Below are 23,111 nucleotides of genomic sequence, written 5' to 3'. Positions count from 1 at the left end.
GGGGCGATAGTCACATCCCACTCAGCGGAATATCCCTTTCACGCCCCGTCTGAATGCTGATACAGTTCTCTGCATAGTCATTCAAGACGGAGGTTTCCAGTGACGTTCAAGGTCGCCGTGGCGGGAGCCAGCGGCTACGCGGGAGGCGAGGTGCTCCGGCTGCTGGCCGACCACCCGCAGCTCGACGTCGTCGCCGCGGGCGCGCACAGCAACGCCGGTGAGTACATCACCGCAGTCCACCCCCACCTGTCCGCGTACGGCGACCGACGCTTCACCCCGACGACCCCGGAGGCCTTCGCCGACGCGGACCTCGTCGTCATGACCCTCCCGCACGGCCAGTCCGCCGCGCTCGCCGCGCAGCTGCCCGCCTCCCAGAAGATCGTCGACCTCGGCGCCGACCACCGGCTCGAAGACGCCGCGGCCTGGGACGCCTACTACTCCGGCCCCCACGCCGGGGCCTGGACCTACGGCCTCCCCGAGCTGCCCGGCCAGCGCGAGCAGATCGCCGCGGCCGACCGGGTCGCCGCGACCGGCTGCTACGCCGTCGCCACGGTGCTCGCGCTCCGGCCGCTCCTGGACGCCGGGATCGCCTCGCCCGAGGACGTCGTGGTCGTGGCCGCCTCCGGCACCTCCGGCGCCGGGAACGCCCCGAAGAAGAACCTCCTCGCCTCGGAGGTCATGGGCTCGATCAGCCCCTACAAGGTCGGCGCGCACCAGCACGTGCCCGAGATCAAGCAGGCCACCGGCGCGGCGTCGATCTCGATGACCCCGCTGCTCGCCCCGATGCCCCGCGGCATCCTCTCCACCGTCACCGCCAAGCCCCTCGCCGAGGTCTCGGCGGCGGACGGGCGGGACGCCCTGAACAAGGCCTACGCGGGGGAGCACTTCGTGCGGGTCCTGCGCGAGGGCCAGTGGCCGTCGACGGCGGCCGTCTACGGCACCAACGCGGTCCTGCTCCAGGGCGGCGTCGACAAGGACTCGGGGCGGATCATCGTGACCGCCGCGATCGACAACCTCGGCAAGGGCGCGGCCGCGCAGGTCGTGCAGTGCGCGAACCTGATGCTCGGCCTCGACGAGGCCGCCGGGCTCACCGTGAACGGAGTGGCGCCGTGACCATCACGACTCCCAAGGGCTTCAAGGCCTCCGGCGTCACGGCGGGCCTCAAGCCCTCCGGGAAGCCCGACATGGCCCTGGTCGTCAACGAGGGCCCGCTCCAGGTCGCCGCGGGCCGGTTCACCGGGAACCGCGTCAAGGCCGCCCCGGTCAAGTGGTCGCAGCAGGTGCTCACCACCGGCGCGCTCAAGGCCGTGATCCTCAACTCCGGCGGCGCGAACGCCTGCACCGGCCCCGAGGGCTTCCAGGACACGCACGCCACCGCCGAGAAGACCGCCGAGGTCCTCGGCTGCGGCGCAGTCGAAGTGGCGGTGTGCTCGACCGGGCTCATCGGCGAGCGGCTCCCCATGGACAAGCTCCTGCCGGGCGTCGAGGCCGCCGCGAAGGCCCTCGCCGCCGACGGCGGTCCCGCGGCCGCGACGGCGATCATGACCACCGACACCGTCGCGAAGAACGCCGTCGTCACGAGCCCCGCGGGCTGGACCGTCGGCGGGATCGCCAAGGGCGCGGGGATGCTCGCGCCGGGCCTGGCGACGATGCTCGTCGTGCTCACCACCGACGCCGTCGTGGACCACCCGCTCGCGGACGCCGCGCTCGGCACCGCCTGCCGGTACTCGTTCGACCGGCTCGACTCCGACGGGTCGATGTCCACCAACGACACCGTGCTCCTGCTCGCCTCGGGCGCCTCCGGCGTCGAGGCCGCCGCCGACGAGTTCATCTCGGCGCTCACCGAGCTGTGCAAGGACCTCGCGCACCAGCTGCTCTCGGACGCCGAGGGCTCCACGAAGGACGTCGCGATCACCGTGTCCGGCGCGGCGACCGAGGACGACGCGGTCGAGGTGGCCCGGATCGTGGCCCGCGACAGCCTCGTCAAGACCGCGCTGTTCGGCTCGGACCCGAACTGGGGCCGCATCCTCGCCGCCGTCGGCACCGCGAAGGCGCCGTTCGACGCCGACGCGGTCGACGTGGCCGTCAACGGCGTGTGGATCTGCAAGGCCGGCGCCGCCGGGGAGCCGCGCGACCTCGTGGACCTCAAGGGCCGCGACGTGAAGATCGACATCGACCTCCACCACGGCGCCGCCTCGGCGACCATCTGGACCAACGACCTGTCCCACGACTACGTCCACGAGAACTCGGCGTACAGCACATGACCGACATCAGTGACCTCGCACCGCATCTGCAAGCGGCCCTGGGCAAAGCGGAGACCCTCATCGAGGCGCTCCCGTGGCTCCAGCGGTTCACCGGCTCGATCGTGGTCGTCAAGTACGGCGGCAACGCCATGATCAACCCGGAGCTCCAGGCCGCGTTCGCCGCGGACATGGTGTTCCTCCACTACGTCGGCATCAAGCCGGTCGTCGTCCACGGCGGCGGCCCGCAGATCTCCGCGATGCTGAAGAAGCTCGACATCGCCTCCGAGTTCAAGGGCGGCCTGCGGGTCACCACCCCCGAGGCCGCCGACGTGGTCCGGATGGTCCTGGTCGGCCAGGTCGGCCGGGAACTGGTGGGCCTCATCAACAACCACGGGCCGTTCGCGGTCGGCATGTCCGGCGAGGACGCGCAGCTGTTCACCGCGAAGCGCCGCTGGGCCGAGGTCGAGGGCGAGCGGGTCGACGTCGGCCGGGTCGGCGACGTCGCGTCGGTCAACACCGCCGCGATCGACGACCTCATCGCCGCCGGGCGCATCCCCGTGGTCTCCACGGTGGCGCTCGACCACGACGGGATCCTCTACAACCTGAACGCCGACACCGCCGCCGCGGCGCTCGCGGAGGCGCTCGGCGCGCAGAAGCTCATCGTCCTCACCGACGTCGAGGGGCTCTACGAGAACTGGCCGGACAAGGACTCGCTGCTGCGGCAGATCTCCACCGACCATCTCACGGACATCCTCCCCTCGCTCCAGGCGGGCATGGTCCCGAAGATGGAGGCGTGCCTGCGCGCCGTCAAGGGCGGCGTCCCGCAGGCGCACGTGATCGACGGCCGGGTCCCGCACTCGACCCTGCTGGAGATCTTCACGACCGACGGCGTCGGCACCATGGTCCAGGAGACGGCATGACCTATTCGGAGCAGATCAAGGCCCGGTACGCCAAGGCGCTCATGGGGAACTACGGCCTGCCGCCCGTCGCGATCCGCGAGGGCAGCGGCTCCACCGTGATCGACGTGGACGGCAACGCCTACCTCGACATGATCGGCGGCATCGCCGTCTCCAGCCTGGGGCACAACCACCCCGCGCTCGTCGAGGCGATCGGCGGCCAGGCCGCGCGGCTCGCGCACACCTCGAACCTCTTCCTGCACGAGAAGGAGGTCGAGCTCGCCGAGAAGCTCCTCGAACTGTGGGGCAACCCCGGCCGGGTGTTCCTGTGCAACTCCGGGACCGAGGCCAACGAGGCCGCGCTCAAGCTCGCGATCCTCCACGGCAACGCCACCGGGAAGGCCAAGATCGTCGCCACCGAGCACGGCTTCCACGGCCGCAGCCTCGGCGCGCTCTCGATCACCGGGAAGGCCGCGATCCGCGAGCCGTTCGGGCCGTTCCCGCGCGAGGTCGTGTTCGTGCCCTACGGCGACGCCGACGCGCTCAAGGCCGCCCTCGACGACACCGTCGCCGCCGTGTTCCTCGAACCCACCCAGGGCGAGACCGGCGTGGTCCCCGCCCCGGCCGGATACCTCAAGGCCGCACGGGAACTCACCGCTGCGAACAACGCGCTCCTGGTCCTCGACGAGATCCAGTCCGGGTTCGGGCGCACCGGCGCCTGGTTCGCCCACCACGCCGAGGGGATCGTCCCCGATGTGGTGACCCTCGCGAAGGGCCTCGGCGGCGGCGTGCCGATCGGCGCGGTCCTTGCGACCGAGGCCACCGCGGCGCTCCTGACCCCCGGGACGCACGGCTCCACGTTCGGCGGCAACCCGATCGCGTGCGCGGCGTCCCTCGCCGTCATCGACACGATCGAGCGCGACCACCTCTTCGACAACGTGCTCGCCCTCGGCGCGCACCTCGAAGCGCGGCTCCTCGCCGACCCCCGGGTCACCGAGGTCCGCGGCCAGGCCCTGTGGCGCGGCATCGCCCTCGCCGAGCCCGTCGCCGCCGACGTCGTGAAGCACCTCATCGGCCTCGGCGTCCTCGCCAACGCGCCCCGGCCCGACACGATCCGGATCGCGCCCCCGCTGACCATTTCCCAGACCGAGCTCGACGTCTTCTGCGACAAGCTCATCGCGGCCCTCGACGCCGTCTGTCCCGCACCCGGAGGACGACCGTGACCCTCAAGCACTTCCTCAAAGACGACGACCTGACCCCCGCCCAGCAGGCCGAGGTCCTCGACCTGGCCGCGAAGCTCAAGGCCGACCGCTACGCCTACCCGGCCCTCAAGGGCCCCAAGTCCGTCGCGGTCGTCTTCGAGAAGCCCTCCACCCGGACCCGGCTGTCCTTCGACGTCGGCATCGCCGAACTCGGCGGCCACTCCGTGGTCCTCGACGCCCAGTCCACCCAGCTCGGCCGCGGCGAGACCATCGCCGACACCGCCCGGGTCCTCTCCCGGTACGTCTCCGCGATCGTCATCCGCACCTTCGGCGACGACCGGATCGCCGAGCTCGCCGAGCACGCCACCGTCCCGGTCGTCAACGCGCTCACCGACGGCTGGCACCCCTGCCAGCTCCTCGCCGACCTCCAGACCATCGCCGAGCACAAGCCCCTCAAGGGCACGAGCATCGCCTACGTCGGCGACGCCGCGTTCAACATGGGCAACTCCACCGTCATCGCCTCCTCCATGGCGGGCATGCACGTGCGCATCGGCGCCCCCGCGGGCTACCAGCCCGCCGACGAGGTCCTGGAGCGCGCCGCGCAGATCAACGCGACCACCGGCGGATCGGTCACCGTCACCGCCGACCCCGTCGAAGCCGTCTCCGGCGCCGACGTCGTCTCCACCGACGCGTGGATCTCCATGGGCATGGACGACAGCGCGAAGCGCTTCGCCGACCTCAACCACTACCAGCTCAACGCCGACCTCCTCGCCCACGCCGCCGCCGACGCGATCGTCCTCCACTGCCTCCCCGCCCACCGCGGCCAGGAGATCACCGACGACGTGATCGACGGCCCCCACTCGCGCGTGTTCGACCAGGCCGAGAACCGGCTCCACGCCCAGAAGGCCCTGCTCGCCTGGATTCTCAAGGAGTCCTCGTGAACCAGCCGACCACCAAAGCCGCACGCCAGGCCCGCATCGTCGAGCACATCTCGAACGGCGCCATCCGCTCCCAGACCGAACTCGCCACGCTCCTCGCCGCCGACGGGATCGACGCCACCCAGGCCACGCTCTCGCGCGACCTCGAAGAGCTCGGCGCCGTCAAGGTCCGCGGCACCGACGGCGGGTCCGCGGTCTACTCGATCTTCGCGGAAGGCGAACGGCCGCTCCGCGACGCCGAGGCGGCCCCCGACCGGCTCCAGCGCCTCCTGCGCGAACTGCTCGTCGGCGCCGACCACTCCGCGAACATGGCCGTCCTGCGCGTCCCGCCCGGCGCCGCCCAGTACCTCGCCTCCGCGATCGACCGCTCCGGCCTCGCCGACGTCATCGGCACCATCGCCGGAGACGACACGATCGCCGTCATCGCCCGCGACGGGGTCCTCGGGACCCAGATCGCGGACCAGTTTCTTACCTGGGCCGGCAAAGCGCCAGACCCCTACCACGCCACCACTGAGGAAATAAAGGAGAACCAGAAATGACCGAGAAGGTAGTGCTCGCCTACTCCGGCGGCCTCGACACGTCCGTCGCGATCCCGTACCTGGCCGAGCAGCTCGACGCCGAAGTGATCGCCGTGGCCATCGACGTCGGCCAGAACGGCGAGGACATGGAGGTCATCAAGCAGCGGGCCCTCGGCTGCGGCGCCATCGCCGCCGAGATCGTCGACGCGCGCGAGGAGTTCGCCGCCGACTACTGCTTCCCCGCCGTGGCCGCCAACGCCCTCTACATGGACCGCTACCCGCTCGTCTCCGCGCTCTCCCGGCCGCTCATCGTGAAGCACCTCGTGGCCGCCGCCGAGAAGCACGGCGCCACGATCGTCTCCCACGGCTGCACCGGCAAGGGCAACGACCAGGTCCGCTTCGAGGCCGGCCTCGCCGCCCTCGCCCCGCACCTCAAGGTCGTCGCGCCCGCCCGCGACTTCGCCTGGACCCGGGACAAGGCCATCGCGTTCGCCGAGGAGAAGAATCTCCCCATCGACGTGACCAAGAAGTCCCCGTACTCGATCGACCAGAACCTGTGGGGCCGCGCCGTCGAGACCGGCTTCCTGGAGGACATCTGGAACGGCCCCATCGAGGACATCTACGACTACACGCAGAACCCCGCCGAGGAGCGCGAGCCCGACGAGGTCGTCATCACCTTCGTCGCCGGCAAGCCCGTCGCCCTCGACGGCGTCGAGAAGTCCGCGTTCGAGCTCATCAGCGAGCTGAACCAGCGCGCTGGCGCCCAGGGCATCGGCCGGATCGACATGGTCGAGGACCGGCTCGTCGGCATCAAGTCCCGCGAGGTCTACGAGTCCCCGGCCGGCATCACCCTGATCGCCGCCCACATGGAGCTCGAAAACGTCACCATCGAGCGCGAGCAGGCCCGGTTCAAGCGGACCGTCGACCAGCGCTGGGGCGAGCTCGTCTACGACGGCCTCTGGTTCTCCCCGCTCAAGCAGAGCCTGGAGACCTTCGTCAACGACGTGCAGACCTACGTCACCGGCGAGGTCCGGCTGACCCTCCACGCCGGCAAGGCCACCGTCACCGGCCGCCGCTCCGAGACCAGCCTCTACGACTTCGACCTCGCCACCTACGACGAGGGCGACGCCTTCGACCAGTCCAACGCGCGCGGCTTCGTCGAGCTGTGGAGCCTCCCGGCCAAGCTCGCCGCCGCCCGGAACGAGCGGATCAAGGCCGAGGCCGAGTAATGGCGAAACTGTGGGGAGGCCGCTTCACCGGCGGCCCCGCCGCGGCCCTCGAAGCGCTCAACGCCTCGATCGGCTTCGACTGGCGGCTCGCACCGTACGACCTCAAGGCCTCCAAAGCCCATGCGCGCGTGCTCAACCGCGCCGGGCTCCTCACCGCCGACGAGCTGACGCAGATGCTGTCCGCGCTCGACGCGCTCGGCGAGGACGTCGCGAACGGGACCTTCACCGGGACCATCGCCGATGAGGACGTCCACACCGCGCTCGAACGCGGCCTCGTGGAGCGCCTCGGCGACCTCGGCGGCAAACTCCGCGCCGGACGCAGCCGCAACGACCAGATCGCCACCGACCTGCGCCTCTACTGCCGCGACCACGCCCGGGGGCTGGCCGCGGACGTCACGGCGCTGGTTGACGCGCTGGCCGGGCAGGCCGCGGCCCTCGTGGACGCGCCCGCGCCGGGCATGACGCACCTCCAGCACGCGCAGCCGGTGACCCTCGGGCACCAGCTCCTCGCGCACGCGCAGGGCCTCCTGCGGGACCTGGACCGCCTGCGGGACTGGGACAAGCGGGCCGCGGTGTCCCCGCTGGGCGCGGGCGCGCTCTCGGGCTCCTCGCTGCCGCTCGACCCGGTCGCCGTGGCCGAGGAGCTCGGCTTCGACGCGCCCGTCGCGAACTCCATGGACGGCGTGTCCGACCGCGACTTCGCGGCCGAGCTGCTGTTCGTCTGCTCGATGATCGGCGTCCACCTCTCCCGCCTGGGGGAGGAGGTCATCCTCTGGTCGAGCCAGGAGTTCGGCTGGGTGACGCTCGACGACGCGTTCTCCACGGGCTCGTCGATCATGCCGCAGAAGAAGAACCCGGACGTGGCCGAGCTGGCCCGCGGCAAGTCGGGGCGCCTTGTCGGCAACCTGACCGCGCTGCTCGTGACGCTCAAGGGCCTGCCGTTCACGTACAACAAGGACCTCCAGGAGGACAAGGAGCCGGTCTTCGACTCCCTGGACAACCTGGCGCTCCTGCTGCCCGCGGTGACCGGCATGGTCGAGACCATGACGTTCAACGTCGAGGTCCCGCGCGCCTCGGCGCCGAAGGGGTTCAGCCTCGCCACGGAGATCGCGGACTGGCTGGTGCGCAAGGGCATCCCGTTCCGCTCGGCGCACGAGATCGCGGGCGCCTGCGTGGCCCACTGCGAGGCCCGCGGCATCGAGCTGCACGAGATCGCCGACGCGGACTTCGCGTCCATCTCCGCGCACCTCGACCCGTCGGTGAAGGCCGTGCTCGACGTGGACGGCGCCCTCGCGGGCCGCACCACGCCCGGCTCGACCGGCCCGAAGGCCGTCGCCGACCAGCTCGCGCAGGTCCGCGACCAGATCGCGTCCTGGCGCGCCTGGGCCGAATAGCATATATCCTATATCCTATATCCTATAGGATCTACGATCGCGGCCCGCGCTGATGCGCGGGCCGCTTCGCGTTGATCAGATCTCCTTGGAGAGCCGCCGCAGCCTGACGCTGGTGATGACGGTGAGCAGGCCCCAGACGATCGCGAAGAACCCGATGGTCACCACGAGCGCGATGGCGCCCTCGCCGGGCTTGGCGAGGAGCAGGATGCCCAGGACGATCCCGGCGAGGCCGGAGAGGATGAACAGCCAGCGCCCGCCCGCGTCGCGGCCGAGGCCGAAGCCGTTGACGAGCGAGCCGATGCCGGTGACGATGGCCCAGAACGCGATGACGTACAGCAGCGCGAGCGCGGAGATGCCCGGCCACACGAGGGCGATGACGCCGGCGACGACGCCGAGGACGCCCATGAAGATGAGGAAGCCGCGGCCGGTGTGCCGCCGCAGGCCCATGACGATCGCGGTGATGCCGTCGACCACGGCGTACGCGCCGAACAGGATCACGAGCGCGAGGAGCGTGATGCCGGGCCAGAAGACCGCGAGCGCGCCGAACACGATCGTGAAGATGCCGCGCACCAGGACCCACGCCCAGTTCTTGGCGAGCAGTTCGAGCATCGTATCCACCCCGTTCCACCTGCGATAACGCTTGTACCTGCCACGCTAGCCCCGGCGGGGCCCGAACGTGTGGAAACGGCACGGAACGGGCCCCGGCGCAGCGCGCCGGGGCCCTGGGTTCCCTGTTCCTAGACTCGGGCGGGCTCCTTCGCGGGCTCGCGCTCGGGTTCGACGGTGACGTGCGGCAGGGCCCGGTCGAGCCACTTCGGCATCCACCACGCGGACCGGCCGAGGACTTTCATGATCGCGGGCACGAGGAGCACGCGGATGACGAACGCGTCGAGGAAGATCGCCGCGGCCATGCCGACGCCGAACTGCTGGAGCATCCGCGACTCGCTGAACACGAACGCCCCGAACACGGCGATCATGATCGCGGCCGCCGCGGTCACGACGCCGCCGGTGGAGGCGAGGCCCTTGCGGACCGCCTCGCGGGCGTCACCGCCGCGGACCCACTCCTCCCTCATGCGGGACATGAGGAACACCTCGTAGTCCATCGACAGCCCGAAAATAATGGCGAAGGACATGACGGGCACGAACGCCTCGATCGGGCCCGGCTCGGCGCCGAGGGCCCCGCCCTGGAACATCCAGGTGACGAGCCCGAGGCTCGCGCCGATGGTGAGCAGGTTGAGGATCGCGGCCTTGATCGGGATGAGGACCGACCGGAACACGACCATGAGCAGGAGCATCGACAGGCCGACGACGAGGATCAGGAACAGCGGCGCCCGCTGCTCGATGATGTCGCTGAAGTCGATCGCCGCGGCGGTGGCGCCGCCGACGTACTGGTCGCCCGCGACGCCGTCGAGGTCGTCGCGCAGCTCGTGGACGAGGTCCACGGTGGCCTCGTCGCTGGGCCCGCCGGTGCCGAACACCGTGGACATCCACAGGTCCTCGCCGATGGGGAACGCCGGGGTCGCGTACTCCACGCCGTCCAGCGCGCCGACCGCGTCGCGGGCCGCGGCCGCTTCGGCCTCGGTCCCGTCGGTGACGACCAGGAGCGGCCCGTTGAAGCCCTTCCCGAACCCGTCGGCGAGCATGTCGTACGCCTGTCGGCTCTGGAGCTCCTCGGACTCGGTGCCCGCGTCGGCGAAGCCGAGCCGGATGCCCGTGAGGGGCGCGGACAGCGCGACGAGGCCGACGGTGACGAGGACGATCGCGAGCCACGCCTGCTTCTCGACGAGCCGCGACCACGCGTTCCAGCGCCGCCCGGGCACGCCCTTGGCCTTCGCCGCGTGCTTCCTCACGCGCCGCTCGATCCGCTTGCCGAACATGGCGAGCAGCGCGGGCAGCAGCGTCACCGACGCGAGCATGGTCACCAGCACCACGAGCGCGACGGCGATCGAGACCGACTGGAGCGCACCGAGTCCCAGCGCGTACAGGCCGATGAGGGCCACGATCACGACCGACCCGGCGAACAGCACGGACCGGCCCGCGGTGTCGAGGGCCGTGGCGGCGGCGTCGCGCCTGGCCGCGCCGCCGAGGAGCTCGGAGCGGAACCGCGCGAAGATCAGGAGCGCGTAGTCGATGCCGACGCCGAGCCCGACCAGGAACAGGATGGGCGTCAGGTACGTCGGCAGGGTCGTCACGTGAGACACGAGCTGCGCCAGGCAGAACGTGGTGCCCACGGCGAACACGGCGGTGATGAGCGGCAGGCTCGCGGCCAGGAACGACCCGAACATGAGCACGAGGATCACCAGGGCCGCGAGGATGCCGATGCCTTCGGCGGCCCCGCCGCCGCCCTCCTCGGCCTCGCGGATCGGGTCGCCGCCGAGCGCGACGTCGAGGCCGTCCCCGGCGGCGTCCTCGGCCACCGGCAGCAGCGCCGCGGCCTCCTCGGTGGTCCCGTCGAACGCGACGGTCGCGTACCCGACGGTGCCGTCGGCGCTGATCGCGCCGGGCTCGGTGTACGGGTCGGTGACCGCCCCGACGCCGGGCATCGCGGCGAGGTCGGCGAGCAGCGCGTCCACGCGGTCCTGCTCGGCCGCGACGGCATCGGCGGCGAACACGACCTGCACGGTCACCGGGTCCGCGTCGGGGGCGCGGTCGGCGAGCAGGTCCGAGAGCTCCTGGGACTCGGTGCCGGGCATCGAGAAGTCGTCGTCGAACGCCGATCCGACGACGGTGGCGGCGCCGATCGACGCGGCGAACACGACGACCCAGACGAGGAGTGCGGTGAGCGGCCGGCGCTGCGTCCAGTCGGACAGGCGGGCCATGCGCGAGCGCGGGCGGGCGAGGTCTTGTTCCATGCCGCGACTATCGCCGCCGCAGGGGCCCGGTCGCATCGTCCCGGCAGCGGCATTCGCGCTACCTCCGCGGGATCAGGCCCGCCCGGGCCCGTACCACCCCGGTAGCATCACTGCCCGTCGGTCCATGTGGGACGGACGAGCCCGGCCTCGTACGCGGTCACCACCAGCTGCGCCCGGTCCCGCGCCGACAGCTTCGACATGATGCGGCTGACGTGCGTCTTCGCCGTCGCGGGGGACAGGAACAGGGTCCCGGCGATCTCGTCGTTGCTCATGCCCGTCGCCACCAGCTTGAGCACCTCGGTCTCCCGCTCGGTGAGCGCGCCGAGCTTCGAGCTCGGCTCCGGCCGCGCGACGCGCCCCGCGAACTCGGCGATGAGCCGCCGCGTCACCTTCGGGGAGATGAGCGCCTCGCCCGCGGCGACCACCCGGATCGCGTGGATCAACTCATCCGGATCGGTGTCCTTGACGAGGAACCCGCTCGCGCCCGCGCGCAGCGCCCGGTACACGTAGTCGTCCTCGTCGAACGTCGTCAGGATCACGACCTTGACGCCGTCGAGCTTCGGGTCCCGCCCGATCCGCTCGGTCGCCTCCAGGCCGTCCATGCGCGGCATCCGGATGTCCATGAGCACCACGTCGGGCCGCTTGGAGCGCACCAGCTCCAGGGCCTCCGCGCCGTCGCCGGCCTCGCCGACCAGCTCCACGTCCTCCTCGTCGCCGAGGATCGACGCGAACCCGGCACGCACCAGCCGCTGGTCGTCGACGAGCATCACCCGGATCACTTCGGCACCTCCAACGGCCACGCGGCCTCCACGGCGAAGCCGCCGTCCTCGCGCGGCCCCGCGTCGAAGGTACCGCCGAGGCCCTCCGCGCGCTCGCGCATCCCCGCCAGACCGTTCCCGGCCTTGTTCGCGCCCTTGGCATCCCCGACGCCGTCGTCCACGACCGCGAGCGCCAGCGTCGACGTCCCGATCACCACGTTCACCTGCACGCGGGTCGCCCTCGCGTGCCGCAGCACATTCGTCAGCGACTCCTGCACCACCCGGTACGCGGCGGCGTCCACGGCCACCGGCACCTCCTTGCCCCCGTCGACGCGCAGGTCCACCTCCAGGCCGGACGCCCGCGCCGCCTCCGCGAGCGCCGGGAGCTGCGCGATGCTCGGGCCCGGCCCGGTCGGCGCGGCCTCCCCGGCCTCCCGCAGCACCCCGACCATGGCCCGCAGCTCCCGCAGCGACATCCGGCTGGTCTCGGCCACGACCTCCAGGACCTCCCCGGTCGCGTACGAGGGGTCCTTGCGCAGCTTCCGCAGCGCCGCGGTGGTCTGCACGTTGATGAGCGACAGGTGGTGCCCGACGGCGTCGTGCAGGTCCCGTGCGATCCTGATGCGCTCCTCGGCGACGGACCGGCGCTGCGTCTCCTCCAGGGCCACGAGCGTCTCGGCCCGGTACCGGCGGTGGTGCGCCACGACCGCGCCGATCGCGGGGACCGCGATGATCCAGCCCGAGAGCATGAACGTCTCGCTGGCGGTCATGTGCGCGAAGTCCGCGAGGACCTCCGAGACCACGACGATCACGAACGTGCTCGCCGCGATCACCGACGCCGCAACGAGCCTGCCGAGGGCCGCGAGCGTGTACAGCGCGACCACGAACGCCGAGAGCATCGGCCCGTCCGTCGAGGACGCCGGGTAGTAGACCAGCGTCGCCGCCCACGTGACGAGCGTGACCGCGAGCGGGTACGGGGTCCGGAAGAACAGCGCCACGATCGACACGCCCATCATCGCCCACGCCAGGCCCTCGTTCAGGCCCTGCGTGTCGGTGATGCGCAGCTCCCACTGCACGAACGACCAGGTCAGGACCACGACCGCGTTCACGGCCCCCGCAACGAGGTCGCCGGGCCGGAACAGGGTCGCAGGTCGTTTCACAACAACAACTCTAGGGGAGCGCCCGGCCCGGGCCGGGCGCTCCCGCGCGTCACTTCGCCAGCCCCGCGCGGCGCAGCGCCTCGGCCATCGCGCTCTCGGGCGCGGCCTGGCGGCCCCCGCCCTGGCGCGGCTGCTGGCGTCCGCCGCCCTTGCCGCCCTTGGCGTTCCGGTCCCCGCCCTGGCGGCGCCGGTCCTGGCCGCCGCCCGCCTCGGGCTCGTCCTCCAGGCGCATCGTCAGCGAGATGCGCTGGCGCTGGAGGTCCACGGACAGGACCTTGACCTTGACGACGTCGCCGGGCTTGACGATCTCGCGCGGGTCCTCGACGTAGCGGTTCGCGAGCGCCGAGATGTGCACGAGGCCGTCCTGGTGGACGCCGATGTCGACGAACGCGCCGAACGCGGCGACGTTCGTCACGGCTCCTTCGAGGAGCATCCCCGGCTTGAGGTCGGCGACCTTCTCGACGCCCTCCTTGAACGCGGCGGCCTTGAACTCGGGCCGCGGGTCGCGGCCGGGCTTCTCCAGCTCAGCGAGGATGTCGGTCACCGTGGGCACGCCGAAGCGGTCGTCGGCGAAGTCCCCGGGCTTGAGCTTGCGGAGCGTCTTCGCGTCGCCGACGATCCCGGCGACCGAGACCCCGGTGGCCGCGATGATCCGCTCCACGACCGGGTACGCCTCGGGGTGGACCGCGGACACGTCGAGCGGGTTGTCCCCGCCCGGCACCCGCAGGAACCCGGCGGCCTGCTCGAACGCCTTGGGGCCCAAGCGGGGCACATTCAGCAGGCCCTTGCGGTCGGCGAAGCGGCCGTGCTCGTCCCGGTAGGCCACGATGTTCGCGGCCACGGACTCGCTCAGCCCCGACACCTGCGACAGCAGCGGCACCGACGCGGTGTTCAGGTCCACGCCGACGGCGTTCACGGCGTCCTCGACGACCGCTTCGAGCGACCGCGTGAGCTTCGACTCGGTGAGGTCGTGCTGGTACTGGCCGACGCCGATGTGCTTGGGCTCGATCTTGACGAGTTCGGCGAGCGGGTCCTGGAGCCGGCGGGCGATCGAGACGGCGCCGCGCAGCGACACGTCCATGCCCGGGAGCTCCTTGGTGGCGTACGCGGACGCCGAGTAGATCGACGCGCCCGCCTCGGAGACGACGATCTTCGCGATGTCCGCGGTCCCCGCGAACGCCTTCACGAGGTCGGCGGCGAGCCGGTCGGTCTCGCGGGAGGCGGTGCCGTTGCCGATGGCGATGAGCTGCACGCCGTGCTTCTTGACGAGCGCGCCGAGCACGGCCAGCGAGTCGTCCCAGCGGTTCTGCGGCTGGTGCGGGTAGATCGCGGTGGTGTCGAGGACCTTCCCGGTGGCGTCGACCACGGCGACCTTGACGCCGGTGCGGTAGCCCGGGTCCAGGCCCATGACGGCCTTCGGCCCGGCCGGGGCGGCGAGGAGCAGGTCCTTGAGGTTCGCGGCGAAGACCTTCACGGCCTCGTCCTCGGCCTGCTGCCACAGCCGCATCCGCAGGTCCACGCCGAGCTTGACGAGGATGCGGGTGCGCCAGGCCCACGAGACGGTCTTGGCGAGCCACGCGTCCGCGGGCCGCCCCTCGTCCCTGATCCCGAACTTCGCGGCGATCACGGCCTCGCAGTCGGCCCCGTCGGCCTCGGCCTCGCCCGGCTCCAGCGCGAGCGAGAGCGCCTCCTCCTTCTCGCCGCGGAACAGCGCGAGCACCCGGTGCGAGGGGAGCGTGGTGAACGTCTCGGCGAAGTCGAAGTAGTCGGAGAACTTCGCGCCCTTCTCCTCGGCCCCGTCGCGGACCTTCGCGACCACGCGTCCCTTGCGCCACATGCGTTCACGCAGGTCGCCGATGAGGTCGGCGTCCTCGGAGAACCGCTCGGTGAGGATCGCGCGGGCCCCGGCGAGCGCGGCGGCCGCGTCGGCGACCTCCTTCTCCGGGTTGAGGAACGCCGCGGCGGCAGCCTCGGGGTCCTGTGAGGGATCACTCAGCAGGAGGTCGGCGAGCGGCTCCAGCCCGGCCTCGCGGGCGATCTGGGCCTTGGTGCGGCGCTTGACCTTGAAGGGCGCGTAGAGGTCTTCGAGCCGCGCCTTCGTGTCGGCGGCGTCGATCTGCGCGGCCAGCGCCTCGGTGAGCTTGCCCTGCTCGCCGATCGATTCGAGCACCGCCTTGCGGCGGGCCTCCAGCTCCCGCAGGTACCCCAGGCGCTCTTCGAGGGAGCGGAGCTGCTCGTCGGAGAGGCCCCCGGTGGCCTCCTTGCGGTACCGGGCGATGAACGGGACGGTGGAGCCGTCGTCGAGGAGCGCGACGGCCGAGCGGACTTGGTGGGCGCCGACCGAGAGTTCTTCGGCGATGCGTTGATCGATAGCTTGAGCCACGGGAGGATTCTGCCAGAGCGCTGCGACAACACCGGGGAGAGCCGCAAGCCCCGACCCCCCGGTGGACGCTTCCGGACGGGTTGGGTAAAGTTCTATCCCGTCGCCGGGGGAACGGAAACAAACTCCTGGAAGACATGCGGACGTAGCGCAGTTGGTAGCGCGACACCTTGCCAAGGTGTAGGTCGCCGGTTCGATCCCGGTCGTCCGCTCGGAGCTCGAAAGAGCGCTATCCCGGACGATTAGCTCAGCGGGAGAGCACTCCCCTGACACGGGAGAGGTCACTGGTTCAATCCCAGTATCGTCCACCGAAGTGAAAGGCCCAGGTTCGCAAGGCCTGGGTCTTTTCCACACCAGGGTGGGTTGTCCGAGCGGTTAGGTAACGGCCTGCAAAGCCGTGCACACGGGTTCGAATCCCGTACCCACCTCCATCGAATGAACATCGAGGAACGAAGCCCGGGCGACCGGGCTTTTTCCTTACCCTCCCTCTTCTGCATCAATTCCGCATACCCCCATTCTCTTTCGTCCTCTGGAAGCCCGTTTTGGGGCCGATGCCCGGGCACGCGCTTGCGGCCGGGCGCGGAGATTTATTGACATCACTGCCCGTCGGAATTAAGCTCTGGAAATTATCGGTAAAGGCTCCGAAAGTTTCGGTCGAAGCGGTCGTGTGATCGTGCGCATTCGGTCGGAAACCGGGCCGTTCTCAAGGAGGAGACACATGTCGGACGTGTACGGGCGAACGCCCTTCAAGGCGACCCGCCGCGGACTCATCGGGTTCTCGGTGGCCGCCACGGGTGCGATGGCGCTCGCGGCGTGCAGCGACGACGGCGACGCCGAAGTGGACCTCGACGCCCAGTCCAAGGGCGCGATGGACGACTTCAAGGCGGACACGCAGTTCAAAGCGACCGAGCCGTTCACCCTGTCGCTGCTGTGGACCGAGTGGCCGGACCTGCCGGTGACCGATACCTGGACGTTCTTCGACGAGATCGAGAAGCGCACCAACGTCAAGTTCGAGCTGACCACCATCCCCTTCAGCGACGCGGTCGAGAAGCGCAGCCTGCTGCTCAGTGCGGGCGACGCCCCCTCGATCATCCCGCTCGTGTACACCGGCGAGGAGGACTCGTTCGTGTCCTCCGGCGCGATCGTCCCGATGAGCGACTACGTCGAGCACATGCCGAACTTCCAGAAGTACGTGGAGGAGTGGGACCTCGGCGGCATGATCGACAACCTCAAGCAGGCCGACGGCAAGTACTACATGCTGCCGGGCCTCCAGGAGGTCTCGGTCCCGGTGTTCACGCTCGTGATCCGCAAGGACGTCTTCGAGTCCGTCGCCGGGGGCATCCCCGAGACCTGGGACGAGATGCGCGAGGCGCTCGTCAAGATCAAAGCCGCCTACCCCGACTCGTACCCGCTCGCCGACGGCTTCGAGGCCGCGTCGATGCTCAACTACGCCGCGCACGCCTTCGGCGCGCAGGCCGGCTGGGGCTTCGGCGACGGCATGATGGACGACGGCAACGGCGGCCTCCAGTACACGGCGGTCTCCGAGGGCTACAAGCAGATGGTCGAGTACTTCCGCGGCCTCGTCGCCGACGGCCTGCTGGACACCGACTCGCTCACCGCCGCGAACGACGGCTCCGGCGGCGGCAGCGTCGCCGAGAAGTTCGCCAACGAGCTCGTGTTCGCCGCGTCGGGTTCGAGCGGCACCGCGATCGAGTTCGCGCAGGCCCTGAACGAGACGGTCGGCGAGGGCAACTACGAGGTCCTCCAGATCGCCCCGCCCGGCGGCCCCGCCGGGCAGGTCGTGGAGCCGCGGAACTTCTGGAACGGCTTCATGCTCAACGCCGAGGCCGCGGAGTCCGAGTACTTCCTCGCGACCCTCCAGTTCCTCGACTGGCTCTACTACAACCCCGAGGCGCGCGAGCTCATCCGCTGGGGCGTCCTCGACGAGACCTACACGAAGGACGCCGACGGCAAGATCACCCTCAAGCCGGAGTTCTCCCTCGACGCGTACAACATCAACCCGGGCGCGCCCACGGACATCCAGGCGGACCTCGGCTGGTCGAACTCGGTGTTCGCCGACTCGACCGAGGCCCGCTCCCTCAAGGAGTCCTACAACACGCCCACGTTCGTCGAGTACATCGACTCCGTGCTCTCCACGCGCACCCCGCGCGACCCCAACCCGCCCGCGCCCCTCGACGAGATGGAGCTGGAGCAGGCCTCGCTCCTCGCCACCCCGCTGAAGGACACCGTGGACACCAACACGCTGCGCTTCATCATGGGCGAGCGCGACATCGCCGAATGGGACGACTACGTCGCCGAGCTCGAAGCGCAGGGCCTCCAGCAGTACGTCGACCTCGTCAACGGGGCCCGGACCCGCTTCGAGGAGGAGAACTCCTGATCCGCCCGCCGGGGCCCCTGGCCCCGGCGCCGATCGGAGGTGCACGCATGACCCTCACCAGCACCGAGCGGCCGGCCGCAGCGCCCGCCGCGCCCCCGCCGCCGCGGCGCCGCAAGCGCCGCCAGACCTGGCGCGAGGCCTTCCGCCGCGACTGGCAGCTCTACAGCCTCGCGCTCCTGCCCCTGATCTTCTTCGCGATCTTCAAGTACGGCCCCATGGTCGGCAACGTCATCGCGTTCCGGAGGTTCCGCCCCGGCGGCAGCATCTTCGGCGACGAGTGGGTCGGGTTCCGCTACATCGAGATGTTCATCAACGACCCGTCGTTCTGGCACGTCTTCACGAACACCGCGATCCTCGGCGGCCTGACCCTGGTGGTCTGCTTCCCGCTGCCGATCATCCTGGCGCTGCTGCTCAACGAGGTCCGCAAGCGGCATTTCAAGAAGATCGTCCAGTCGATCTCCTACCTGCCGCACTTCCTGTCGGTGGTCATCGTCGTCGGCATGCTCATGCAGCTGCTGTCGCTCCAGGGCACCGTCAACCAGATCATCGGCGCGTTCGGCGGCGAGGGCATCCCGTTCCTCCAGCGGCCCGAGTGGTTCCGCGCCGTCTACGTCGGGTCGGAGGTGTGGCAGACCGTCGGCTGGGGCACGATCCTCTACCTCGCGGCCCTCACCTCCGTCGACGACTCGCTGTACGAGGCCGCGCGCATCGACGGCGCGGGCCGGTGGCGCCAGACCTGGCACGTGACCCTCCCGGGCATCCGCCCGACGATGATCACGCTGCTGATCCTCAACATCGGCACGTTCCTCAACGTCGGCTTCGAGAAGGTCCTGCTCCTGTACAACCCGCTGACCTACCAGACGGCCGACGTCATCTCGACGTACCTGTACCGGGTCGGCCTGGTGTCGAACAATCTCAGTTATGCGGCGGCGATCGGCCTGTTCCAGGCCCTGATCGGCCTCGTGATGGTGCTCTCCGCGAACCTGATCTCGCGGCGGATGGTGGGGACGAGCCTGTGGTGACGACCAGAATCGACCCCGAGCGGGTCCTCCGGGGGCCCAGCCGCGGCCGCGAGACCCGCGGGACGCGCGTCTTCGGCGCCTTCAACGCCGTGTTCCTGATCCTGCTGTGCGCGCTGATGCTCTACCCGTTCATCACCGTGCTCGCCCAGTCGTTCTCCTCGCCCGGCGCGATCAACGCCGGCCAGGTGTCCTTTTGGCCCGTCGGCTTCAACACCGACACGTACGCCGCCGTCATGCAGAACGAGACGTTCTGGCGCAACTACGGCAACACCGTGCTGTACACCGTCACCGGCACCGCGATCGCGATGGTCCTCACCACGACCTACGCGTTCGTGCTCTCGAAGCCGCACCTGAAGGGCCGCAAGGTCCTCATCGGCATCGCCGTGTTCACGATGTTCTTCAACGGCGGCCTGGTCCCCAACTACGTGCTCATCTCCTCGCTGGGCATGAAGAACACCATGTGGGCCATCGTCCTGCCCGGCGCGATCTCGGTCTTCAACCTGCTGGTCATGAAGTCCTTCTTCGAGAGCCTCCCCAAGGAGCTCGAAGAGGCCGCGCAGATCGACGGCCTCGGCTGGTACGGGATCTTCGGGCGCATCGTGCTGCCGCTGTCGAAGGCCGTCATCGCCACGATGATCCTGTTCTACTCGGTCGCGTTCTGGAACGACTGGTTCGCCGCGTTCCTGTACCTCGACAAGACCGAGCTGTTCCCCGTGACCCTGTTCCTGCGCAACCTCATCGCGGGCGCCTCCACGACCGCGTCCGAGGGGGCCGCGGCCGCCGGGACCACGACCGCCCTGGTGTCCTCCAACATCCAGGCGGTGACGATGATCCTCACCGTCATCCCGATCCTGTGCATCTACCCGTTCGTGCAGCGGTTCTTCGTCACGGGCGTCATGCTGGGGTCGGTGAAGGGGTGATGGCGATGCGAACCGATGCCGACGAGGTCGGCCCCGGGACCCTCTCCCGGGCCACCGCCGCGGTCTACCGCTACCTCGTCCTCGCCGTGTTCCTCGCGGCCGCGGGGCTTCCCACCGTGGTGCTGTGGACGCTCCTCGCGCCCGAGGCCGGGAACGCGGTCCTGTTCGCCGCCGCGCTCCTGCCCGCCGCGCCCGCCCTCTCGGCGGCCCTGTACGCGCAGCGGGCCTGGGCCGCGGAACCGGACCTGAGCCCGGCCCGGCCGCTCCTGCGGGGCCTGCGGCTCAACCTGCGCGACACCCTCGCGTGGTGGGTCCCGGTGCTCGCGGCGGCGACCGTGCTCGCCGTGAACGTCCTCTTCGCGGGGACCGTGCCCGGCGGGGCGGTCCTGCGCCCGGTCGGCGCGGTCCTGCTCGTCGCGCTCGCGGTGTGGTCGGGCCACCTGCTGACGGTGACGTCGTTCTTCTCGTTCCGCTTCCGCGACGTGCTGCGCGTGGCCGCCGCCGAGTTCTTCCTGTCCTGGAAGACCTCGCTCGGCATCCTCGCGCTCCTCGTCGTCGCGGCGGCCGTCGTCGTCACCGGCTCCGAGGCGGTGCTCCTCCTCGTCGGCTGGGCATTCGCCGCGGGCCTGTGGCTCGTCGTCCGCCCGGCCGTCGACGACGTCACGAAGCGGTTCACCAGACCTTGATCGGACCCGAACGCGGGCGGGAGGCCATGCCTCCCGCCCGCGCCCGCATACCCCCTGCGGCACGCGGTTGAACCGATTCAAGGCCGATGCGGCGCAGGCGCCTCCACTGTGGTCCGTTTCAGGGCTTTGATGGCAGTACCGGCGCAGTGTTGACGCGGAGTTGATCGTTAACTATTGTGTCAATCACGTTTGAATCCTTTCAAATATGTGAATCAACCGCGCTCCCTCGGCGCGGCACCCCTCGCCGGGCCCCTCGCCCGGACGCATCGACGGAGATGTGGAGTACGCGCATGACGACACTGGACACCCCTCGCCGTCCGTCGGCGGCCGGCGGGTCGCGGACCGAGCGCTGGTACGGGCGGCTCGACGCGATCGCCTACGTCGGCGCGCTCAACCTCCTGGTGATCGCCTTCACCCTGGCGGGCGGCATCGTCCTCGGCTGGGCCCCCGCGCTCGCCGCGGCGGCCGCGTGCAGCCGCATCCGCCTGCGCGGCGACTCCCAGCACCTGTTGCGCGCCTTCGCCTCCCGGTGGCGGCGCCGGTTCGTCCACGCCAACCTCCTCGCGGCCCCGTCGGCGCTCGCGCTCGCCGCCCTCGGCTGGAACCTCGCCGCCGCCGAGTCCCCCTGGCTGCGGGCCGCGCTCGTCGCCGCCCTCGCCCTCGTCGTCGCGCACCTGCTCCTCGCGATCGCGATGGACGCCCACTACGAGCTGCGCCGCGGCCGGTGCCTGCGCCTGGCCTGGGAGTTCCTGCTCCGCTTCCCCGGCGCGCCGCTCCTCCTCGCCGCCACGACCGCGCTCGTCGGCGCGGTCACCGCACTGGTCCCCGGGCTTCTGCCGGTGCTGTCGGTCGGCGTGTGGATCCACCTGTGCACCGCGCTGTGCCTCTCCTTCTTCGCCGCGAACGACCGGAGCCTGCCGGGCGCGGCCTGACGATCCGCCCGCCGCCGGCGGGACGGCAATCGAGAATCCCCTTTCCGAAAGGACAACCCCCATGTTGAAAAGAAAGCGCATACCGGTGGCGCTGCTCGCCGTCGGGAGCCTCGCGCTCGGCGCGTGCTCGGACGGCGGCGACAACGCTGAACCGCTGGAGTCGCTCGACATCATGGCGCCGTTCTTCTCCGCGGTCCCGCCCGAGGAGGACGACCCGGTCGACAAGGCGCTCAGCGACCTCGCCGGACTCGACCTGAGCGTCCAGTGGGTGCCCAACACCGACTACGGCAGCAAGACCAACACCGTCCTCGCGGGCGACGACATCCCCGACGTCATGGTCATCCAGGGCAAGGACCAGTCCTTCGTCCAGACCGCCGAGGCCGGCGGGTTCTGGGATCTCACCGAGTACCTCGCCTCCGGCGACTACCCCAACCTCGTCACCGAGAACCCGCAGGTGCAGGAGGCCGCGAGCGTCAACGGGAAGGTCTACGGGGTCTACCGCGCCCGCGACGTCATCCGCACCAGCGTCATCCTCCGCCAGGACTGGCTCGACAACCTCGGGCTCGCCCAGCCGCAGACCACCGCCGACCTCTACGAGGTCGCCCGCGCCTTCACCGAGGACGACCCGGACGGCGACGGCGAGGACGACACCTACGGGATCATCAACCCCGCCTGGGGCGGCATCGGCAACGGCAGCCCCTACGACGCCATCGAGACCTGGTACGGCTCGGGCAACCTGTGGCGCGAGGAGGGCGGCGAGCTCGTCCCCGCCTTCACCACCGACGAGTGGCTCCAGGCCCTCCAGTACGAGCGCGACCTCGTCGCGAACGGCTACGTCAACGCCGACTATGTCACGATGGACCCCGCCACCTGGAACGAGCCGTTCCTGAACGGCGAGGGCGGCATCATCATCGACGTCCAGTCCCGCGCCACCCAGCTCGCCGGCCTGTTCAAGGAGCAGGACCCCGAGCACTACGACCAGTACGTCGCGCTCGTCGGCCAGCTCGACGGGCCCAACGGGACCTACGCGCTGCCCACCTCCGGGTACTCCGGCTTCCTCGCCGTCCCCCGCGCGGGCGTGCAGACCGAGGACCAGCTCAAGCAGGTCCTGACGGCCCTCAACGAGCTCAACACCACCGAGGCGCAGAACCTCATGAACCACGGCATCGAGGGCGACAACTACACCGTCGTCGACGGCGAGGCCGTGTTCGACCCCGCGAAGCAGGACTTCACCGACCAGGTCACCGGCGCGTGGGCGCAGCTCGGCATGAACGTCGCGGGCTACAACGCGTACCCGATCCAGGAGGAGACCGAGTACGACAAGGCCCTGTACCAGCAGCGGCTCGACCTCCAGGCCGAGGACCTCGCGAACGCCGTGTTCAACCCGGCCGCCGGGTTCGTGTCGCCGACCTACACCACCAGCGGCGCCCAGCTCGACACGATCATCGCCGACGCCCGCATCCAGTACATCGCGGGCCAGATCGACGACGCCGGACTCCATGCGGCCCTCGACACCTGGCGCTCCAGCGGCGGCGACGACGTCGTGCAGGAGATCAACGACCTGTACGCCGACCTGAACTGAC

The 23,111-nt window shown here is 70.5% G+C and carries 19 protein-coding genes and 3 tRNA genes; 17 read left to right on the top strand and 5 right to left on the bottom strand.

What is annotated here, in order from left to right; genetic code table 11:
• Positions 1–99: 99 nt before the first annotated feature.
• The 8 genes from argC to argH are packed head-to-tail and all read left to right on the top strand — an operon-like array spanning position 100 to position 8,420.
• Positions 100–1,113, top strand: a complete 1,014-nt coding sequence (gene argC, locus WA640_RS00205) for an N-acetyl-gamma-glutamyl-phosphate reductase (RefSeq protein WP_335985541.1) — start codon at positions 100–102, stop codon at positions 1,111–1,113.
• Positions 1,110–2,264, top strand: coding sequence for a bifunctional glutamate N-acetyltransferase/amino-acid acetyltransferase ArgJ (gene argJ / locus WA640_RS00200; RefSeq protein ID WP_335985540.1), 1,155 nt, complete (start codon positions 1,110–1,112; stop codon positions 2,262–2,264). The genes argC and argJ overlap by 4 nt, the downstream gene beginning before the upstream one ends.
• A complete protein-coding gene (gene argB / locus WA640_RS00195; protein ID WP_335985539.1) occupies positions 2,261–3,163 on the top strand; it encodes an acetylglutamate kinase in 903 nt (300 codons plus the stop codon). Before argJ ends, argB begins: the two co-directional genes overlap by 4 nt.
• Positions 3,160–4,362, top strand: coding sequence for an acetylornithine transaminase (locus WA640_RS00190; protein WP_335985538.1), 1,203 nt, complete (start codon positions 3,160–3,162; stop codon positions 4,360–4,362). The genes argB and WA640_RS00190 overlap by 4 nt, the downstream gene beginning before the upstream one ends.
• Positions 4,359–5,282 carry an ornithine carbamoyltransferase gene (gene argF, locus WA640_RS00185; protein ID WP_106362412.1) on the top strand — a complete coding sequence of 308 codons (924 nt, stop codon included), beginning with the start codon at positions 4,359–4,361 and terminating at the stop codon, positions 5,280–5,282. The genes WA640_RS00190 and argF overlap by 4 nt, the downstream gene beginning before the upstream one ends.
• Positions 5,279–5,818 (top strand): arginine repressor, encoded by a 540-nt coding sequence (locus tag WA640_RS00180; RefSeq protein ID WP_335985537.1) that lies wholly within the window; start codon positions 5,279–5,281, stop codon positions 5,816–5,818. Before argF ends, WA640_RS00180 begins: the two co-directional genes overlap by 4 nt.
• Complete coding sequence (locus WA640_RS00175; RefSeq protein WP_335985535.1) at positions 5,815–7,026, top strand: argininosuccinate synthase; 1,212 nt, start codon at positions 5,815–5,817, stop codon at positions 7,024–7,026. The genes WA640_RS00180 and WA640_RS00175 overlap by 4 nt, the downstream gene beginning before the upstream one ends.
• Positions 7,026–8,420 (top strand): argininosuccinate lyase, encoded by a 1,395-nt coding sequence (gene argH / locus WA640_RS00170; protein WP_335985534.1) that lies wholly within the window; start codon positions 7,026–7,028, stop codon positions 8,418–8,420. Before WA640_RS00175 ends, argH begins: the two co-directional genes overlap by 1 nt.
• Before the next feature lie 75 nt (positions 8,421–8,495).
• On the opposite strand, the gene WA640_RS00165 is transcribed toward argH, so the two are convergent.
• The 5 genes from WA640_RS00165 to WA640_RS00145 form a co-directional block, all read right to left on the bottom strand.
• Positions 8,496–9,029 (bottom strand): HdeD family acid-resistance protein, encoded by a 534-nt coding sequence (locus WA640_RS00165; RefSeq protein WP_245888874.1) that lies wholly within the window; start codon positions 9,027–9,029, stop codon positions 8,496–8,498.
• A gap of 128 nt (positions 9,030–9,157) precedes the next feature.
• Positions 9,158–11,272: an MMPL family transporter gene (locus tag WA640_RS00160; protein ID WP_335985533.1), complete on the bottom strand. Its 2,115-nt coding sequence runs from the start codon at positions 11,270–11,272 to the stop codon at positions 9,158–9,160.
• Between the two features lie 107 nt (positions 11,273–11,379).
• Positions 11,380–12,051 carry a response regulator transcription factor gene (locus tag WA640_RS00155; protein ID WP_335986528.1) on the bottom strand — a complete coding sequence of 224 codons (672 nt, stop codon included), beginning with the start codon at positions 12,049–12,051 and terminating at the stop codon, positions 11,380–11,382.
• Positions 12,048–13,190 carry a sensor histidine kinase gene (locus WA640_RS00150; protein WP_146147957.1) on the bottom strand — a complete coding sequence of 381 codons (1,143 nt, stop codon included), beginning with the start codon at positions 13,188–13,190 and terminating at the stop codon, positions 12,048–12,050. The genes WA640_RS00155 and WA640_RS00150 overlap by 4 nt, the downstream gene beginning before the upstream one ends.
• A 49-nt stretch (positions 13,191–13,239) precedes the next feature.
• Positions 13,240–15,573: a Tex family protein gene (locus tag WA640_RS00145; RefSeq protein WP_335985532.1), complete on the bottom strand. Its 2,334-nt coding sequence runs from the start codon at positions 15,571–15,573 to the stop codon at positions 13,240–13,242.
• Between the two features lie 136 nt (positions 15,574–15,709).
• Here WA640_RS00145 and WA640_RS00140 point away from each other — a divergent pair.
• From WA640_RS00140 to WA640_RS00100, 9 genes are all read left to right on the top strand, one after another.
• Positions 15,710–15,782, top strand: a tRNA-Gly gene (locus WA640_RS00140).
• Positions 15,783–15,806: 24 nt separating this feature from the next.
• Positions 15,807–15,878: transfer RNA gene (locus WA640_RS00135), tRNA-Val, on the top strand.
• A gap of 49 nt (positions 15,879–15,927) precedes the next feature.
• A tRNA-Cys gene (locus WA640_RS00130) sits at positions 15,928–16,001 on the top strand.
• 287 nt (positions 16,002–16,288) lie between these two features.
• A complete protein-coding gene (locus WA640_RS00125) occupies positions 16,289–17,968 on the top strand; it encodes an ABC transporter substrate-binding protein (protein ID WP_106362421.1) in 1,680 nt (559 codons plus the stop codon).
• Between the two features lie 47 nt (positions 17,969–18,015).
• The gene (locus tag WA640_RS00120; protein ID WP_106362422.1) at positions 18,016–18,990 is read left to right on the top strand and encodes an ABC transporter permease; all 975 of its coding nucleotides are present in this window, start codon (positions 18,016–18,018) and stop codon (positions 18,988–18,990) included.
• On the top strand, positions 18,987–19,910 hold the full coding sequence (locus WA640_RS00115; protein ID WP_335985531.1) for a carbohydrate ABC transporter permease: 924 nt from the start codon (positions 18,987–18,989) through the stop codon (positions 19,908–19,910). Before WA640_RS00120 ends, WA640_RS00115 begins: the two co-directional genes overlap by 4 nt.
• A 5-nt stretch (positions 19,911–19,915) precedes the next feature.
• Positions 19,916–20,596: a hypothetical protein gene (locus tag WA640_RS00110; protein WP_335985530.1), complete on the top strand. Its 681-nt coding sequence runs from the start codon at positions 19,916–19,918 to the stop codon at positions 20,594–20,596.
• A 290-nt stretch (positions 20,597–20,886) separates the two neighbouring features.
• Entirely contained in the window at positions 20,887–21,528 is a 642-nt protein-coding gene (locus WA640_RS00105) for a DUF624 domain-containing protein (RefSeq protein WP_335985529.1), read from the top strand.
• Between the two features lie 61 nt (positions 21,529–21,589).
• Positions 21,590–23,110, top strand: coding sequence for an extracellular solute-binding protein (locus WA640_RS00100; RefSeq protein WP_335985528.1), 1,521 nt, complete (start codon positions 21,590–21,592; stop codon positions 23,108–23,110).
• The last annotated feature ends 1 nt before the right edge of the window (position 23,111 follow it).

The organism is Glycomyces sp. MUSA5-2, assembly GCF_037034145.1.
Classification (GTDB): domain Bacteria; phylum Actinomycetota; class Actinomycetes; order Mycobacteriales; family Micromonosporaceae; genus Glycomyces; species Glycomyces artemisiae.
This window is presented reverse-complemented; position numbering and strand designations above follow the sequence as displayed.

Excerpts from the sequence above, each read along its gene's own strand:
- WA640_RS00190 (WP_335985538.1), top strand. The coding sequence starts at position 3,160 with ATGACCTATTCGGAGCAGATCAAGGCCCGGTACGCCAAGGCGCTCATG.
- argB (WP_335985539.1), top strand. The coding sequence starts at position 2,261 with ATGACCGACATCAGTGACCTCGCACCGCATCTGCAAGCGGCCCTGGGC.
- WA640_RS00105 (WP_335985529.1), top strand. The coding sequence starts at position 20,887 with ATGACGACACTGGACACCCCTCGCCGTCCGTCGGCGGCCGGCGGGTCG.
- WA640_RS00160 (WP_335985533.1), bottom strand. The coding sequence starts at position 11,272 with ATGGAACAAGACCTCGCCCGCCCGCGCTCGCGCATGGCCCGCCTGTCC.
- WA640_RS00125 (WP_106362421.1), top strand. The coding sequence starts at position 16,289 with ATGTCGGACGTGTACGGGCGAACGCCCTTCAAGGCGACCCGCCGCGGA.
- WA640_RS00110 (WP_335985530.1), top strand. The coding sequence starts at position 19,916 with ATGCGAACCGATGCCGACGAGGTCGGCCCCGGGACCCTCTCCCGGGCC.
- WA640_RS00175 (WP_335985535.1), top strand. The coding sequence starts at position 5,815 with ATGACCGAGAAGGTAGTGCTCGCCTACTCCGGCGGCCTCGACACGTCC.
- argH (WP_335985534.1), top strand. The coding sequence starts at position 7,026 with ATGGCGAAACTGTGGGGAGGCCGCTTCACCGGCGGCCCCGCCGCGGCC.
- WA640_RS00120 (WP_106362422.1), top strand. The coding sequence starts at position 18,016 with ATGACCCTCACCAGCACCGAGCGGCCGGCCGCAGCGCCCGCCGCGCCC.
- WA640_RS00165 (WP_245888874.1), bottom strand. The coding sequence starts at position 9,029 with ATGCTCGAACTGCTCGCCAAGAACTGGGCGTGGGTCCTGGTGCGCGGC.
- WA640_RS00100 (WP_335985528.1), top strand. The coding sequence starts at position 21,590 with ATGTTGAAAAGAAAGCGCATACCGGTGGCGCTGCTCGCCGTCGGGAGC.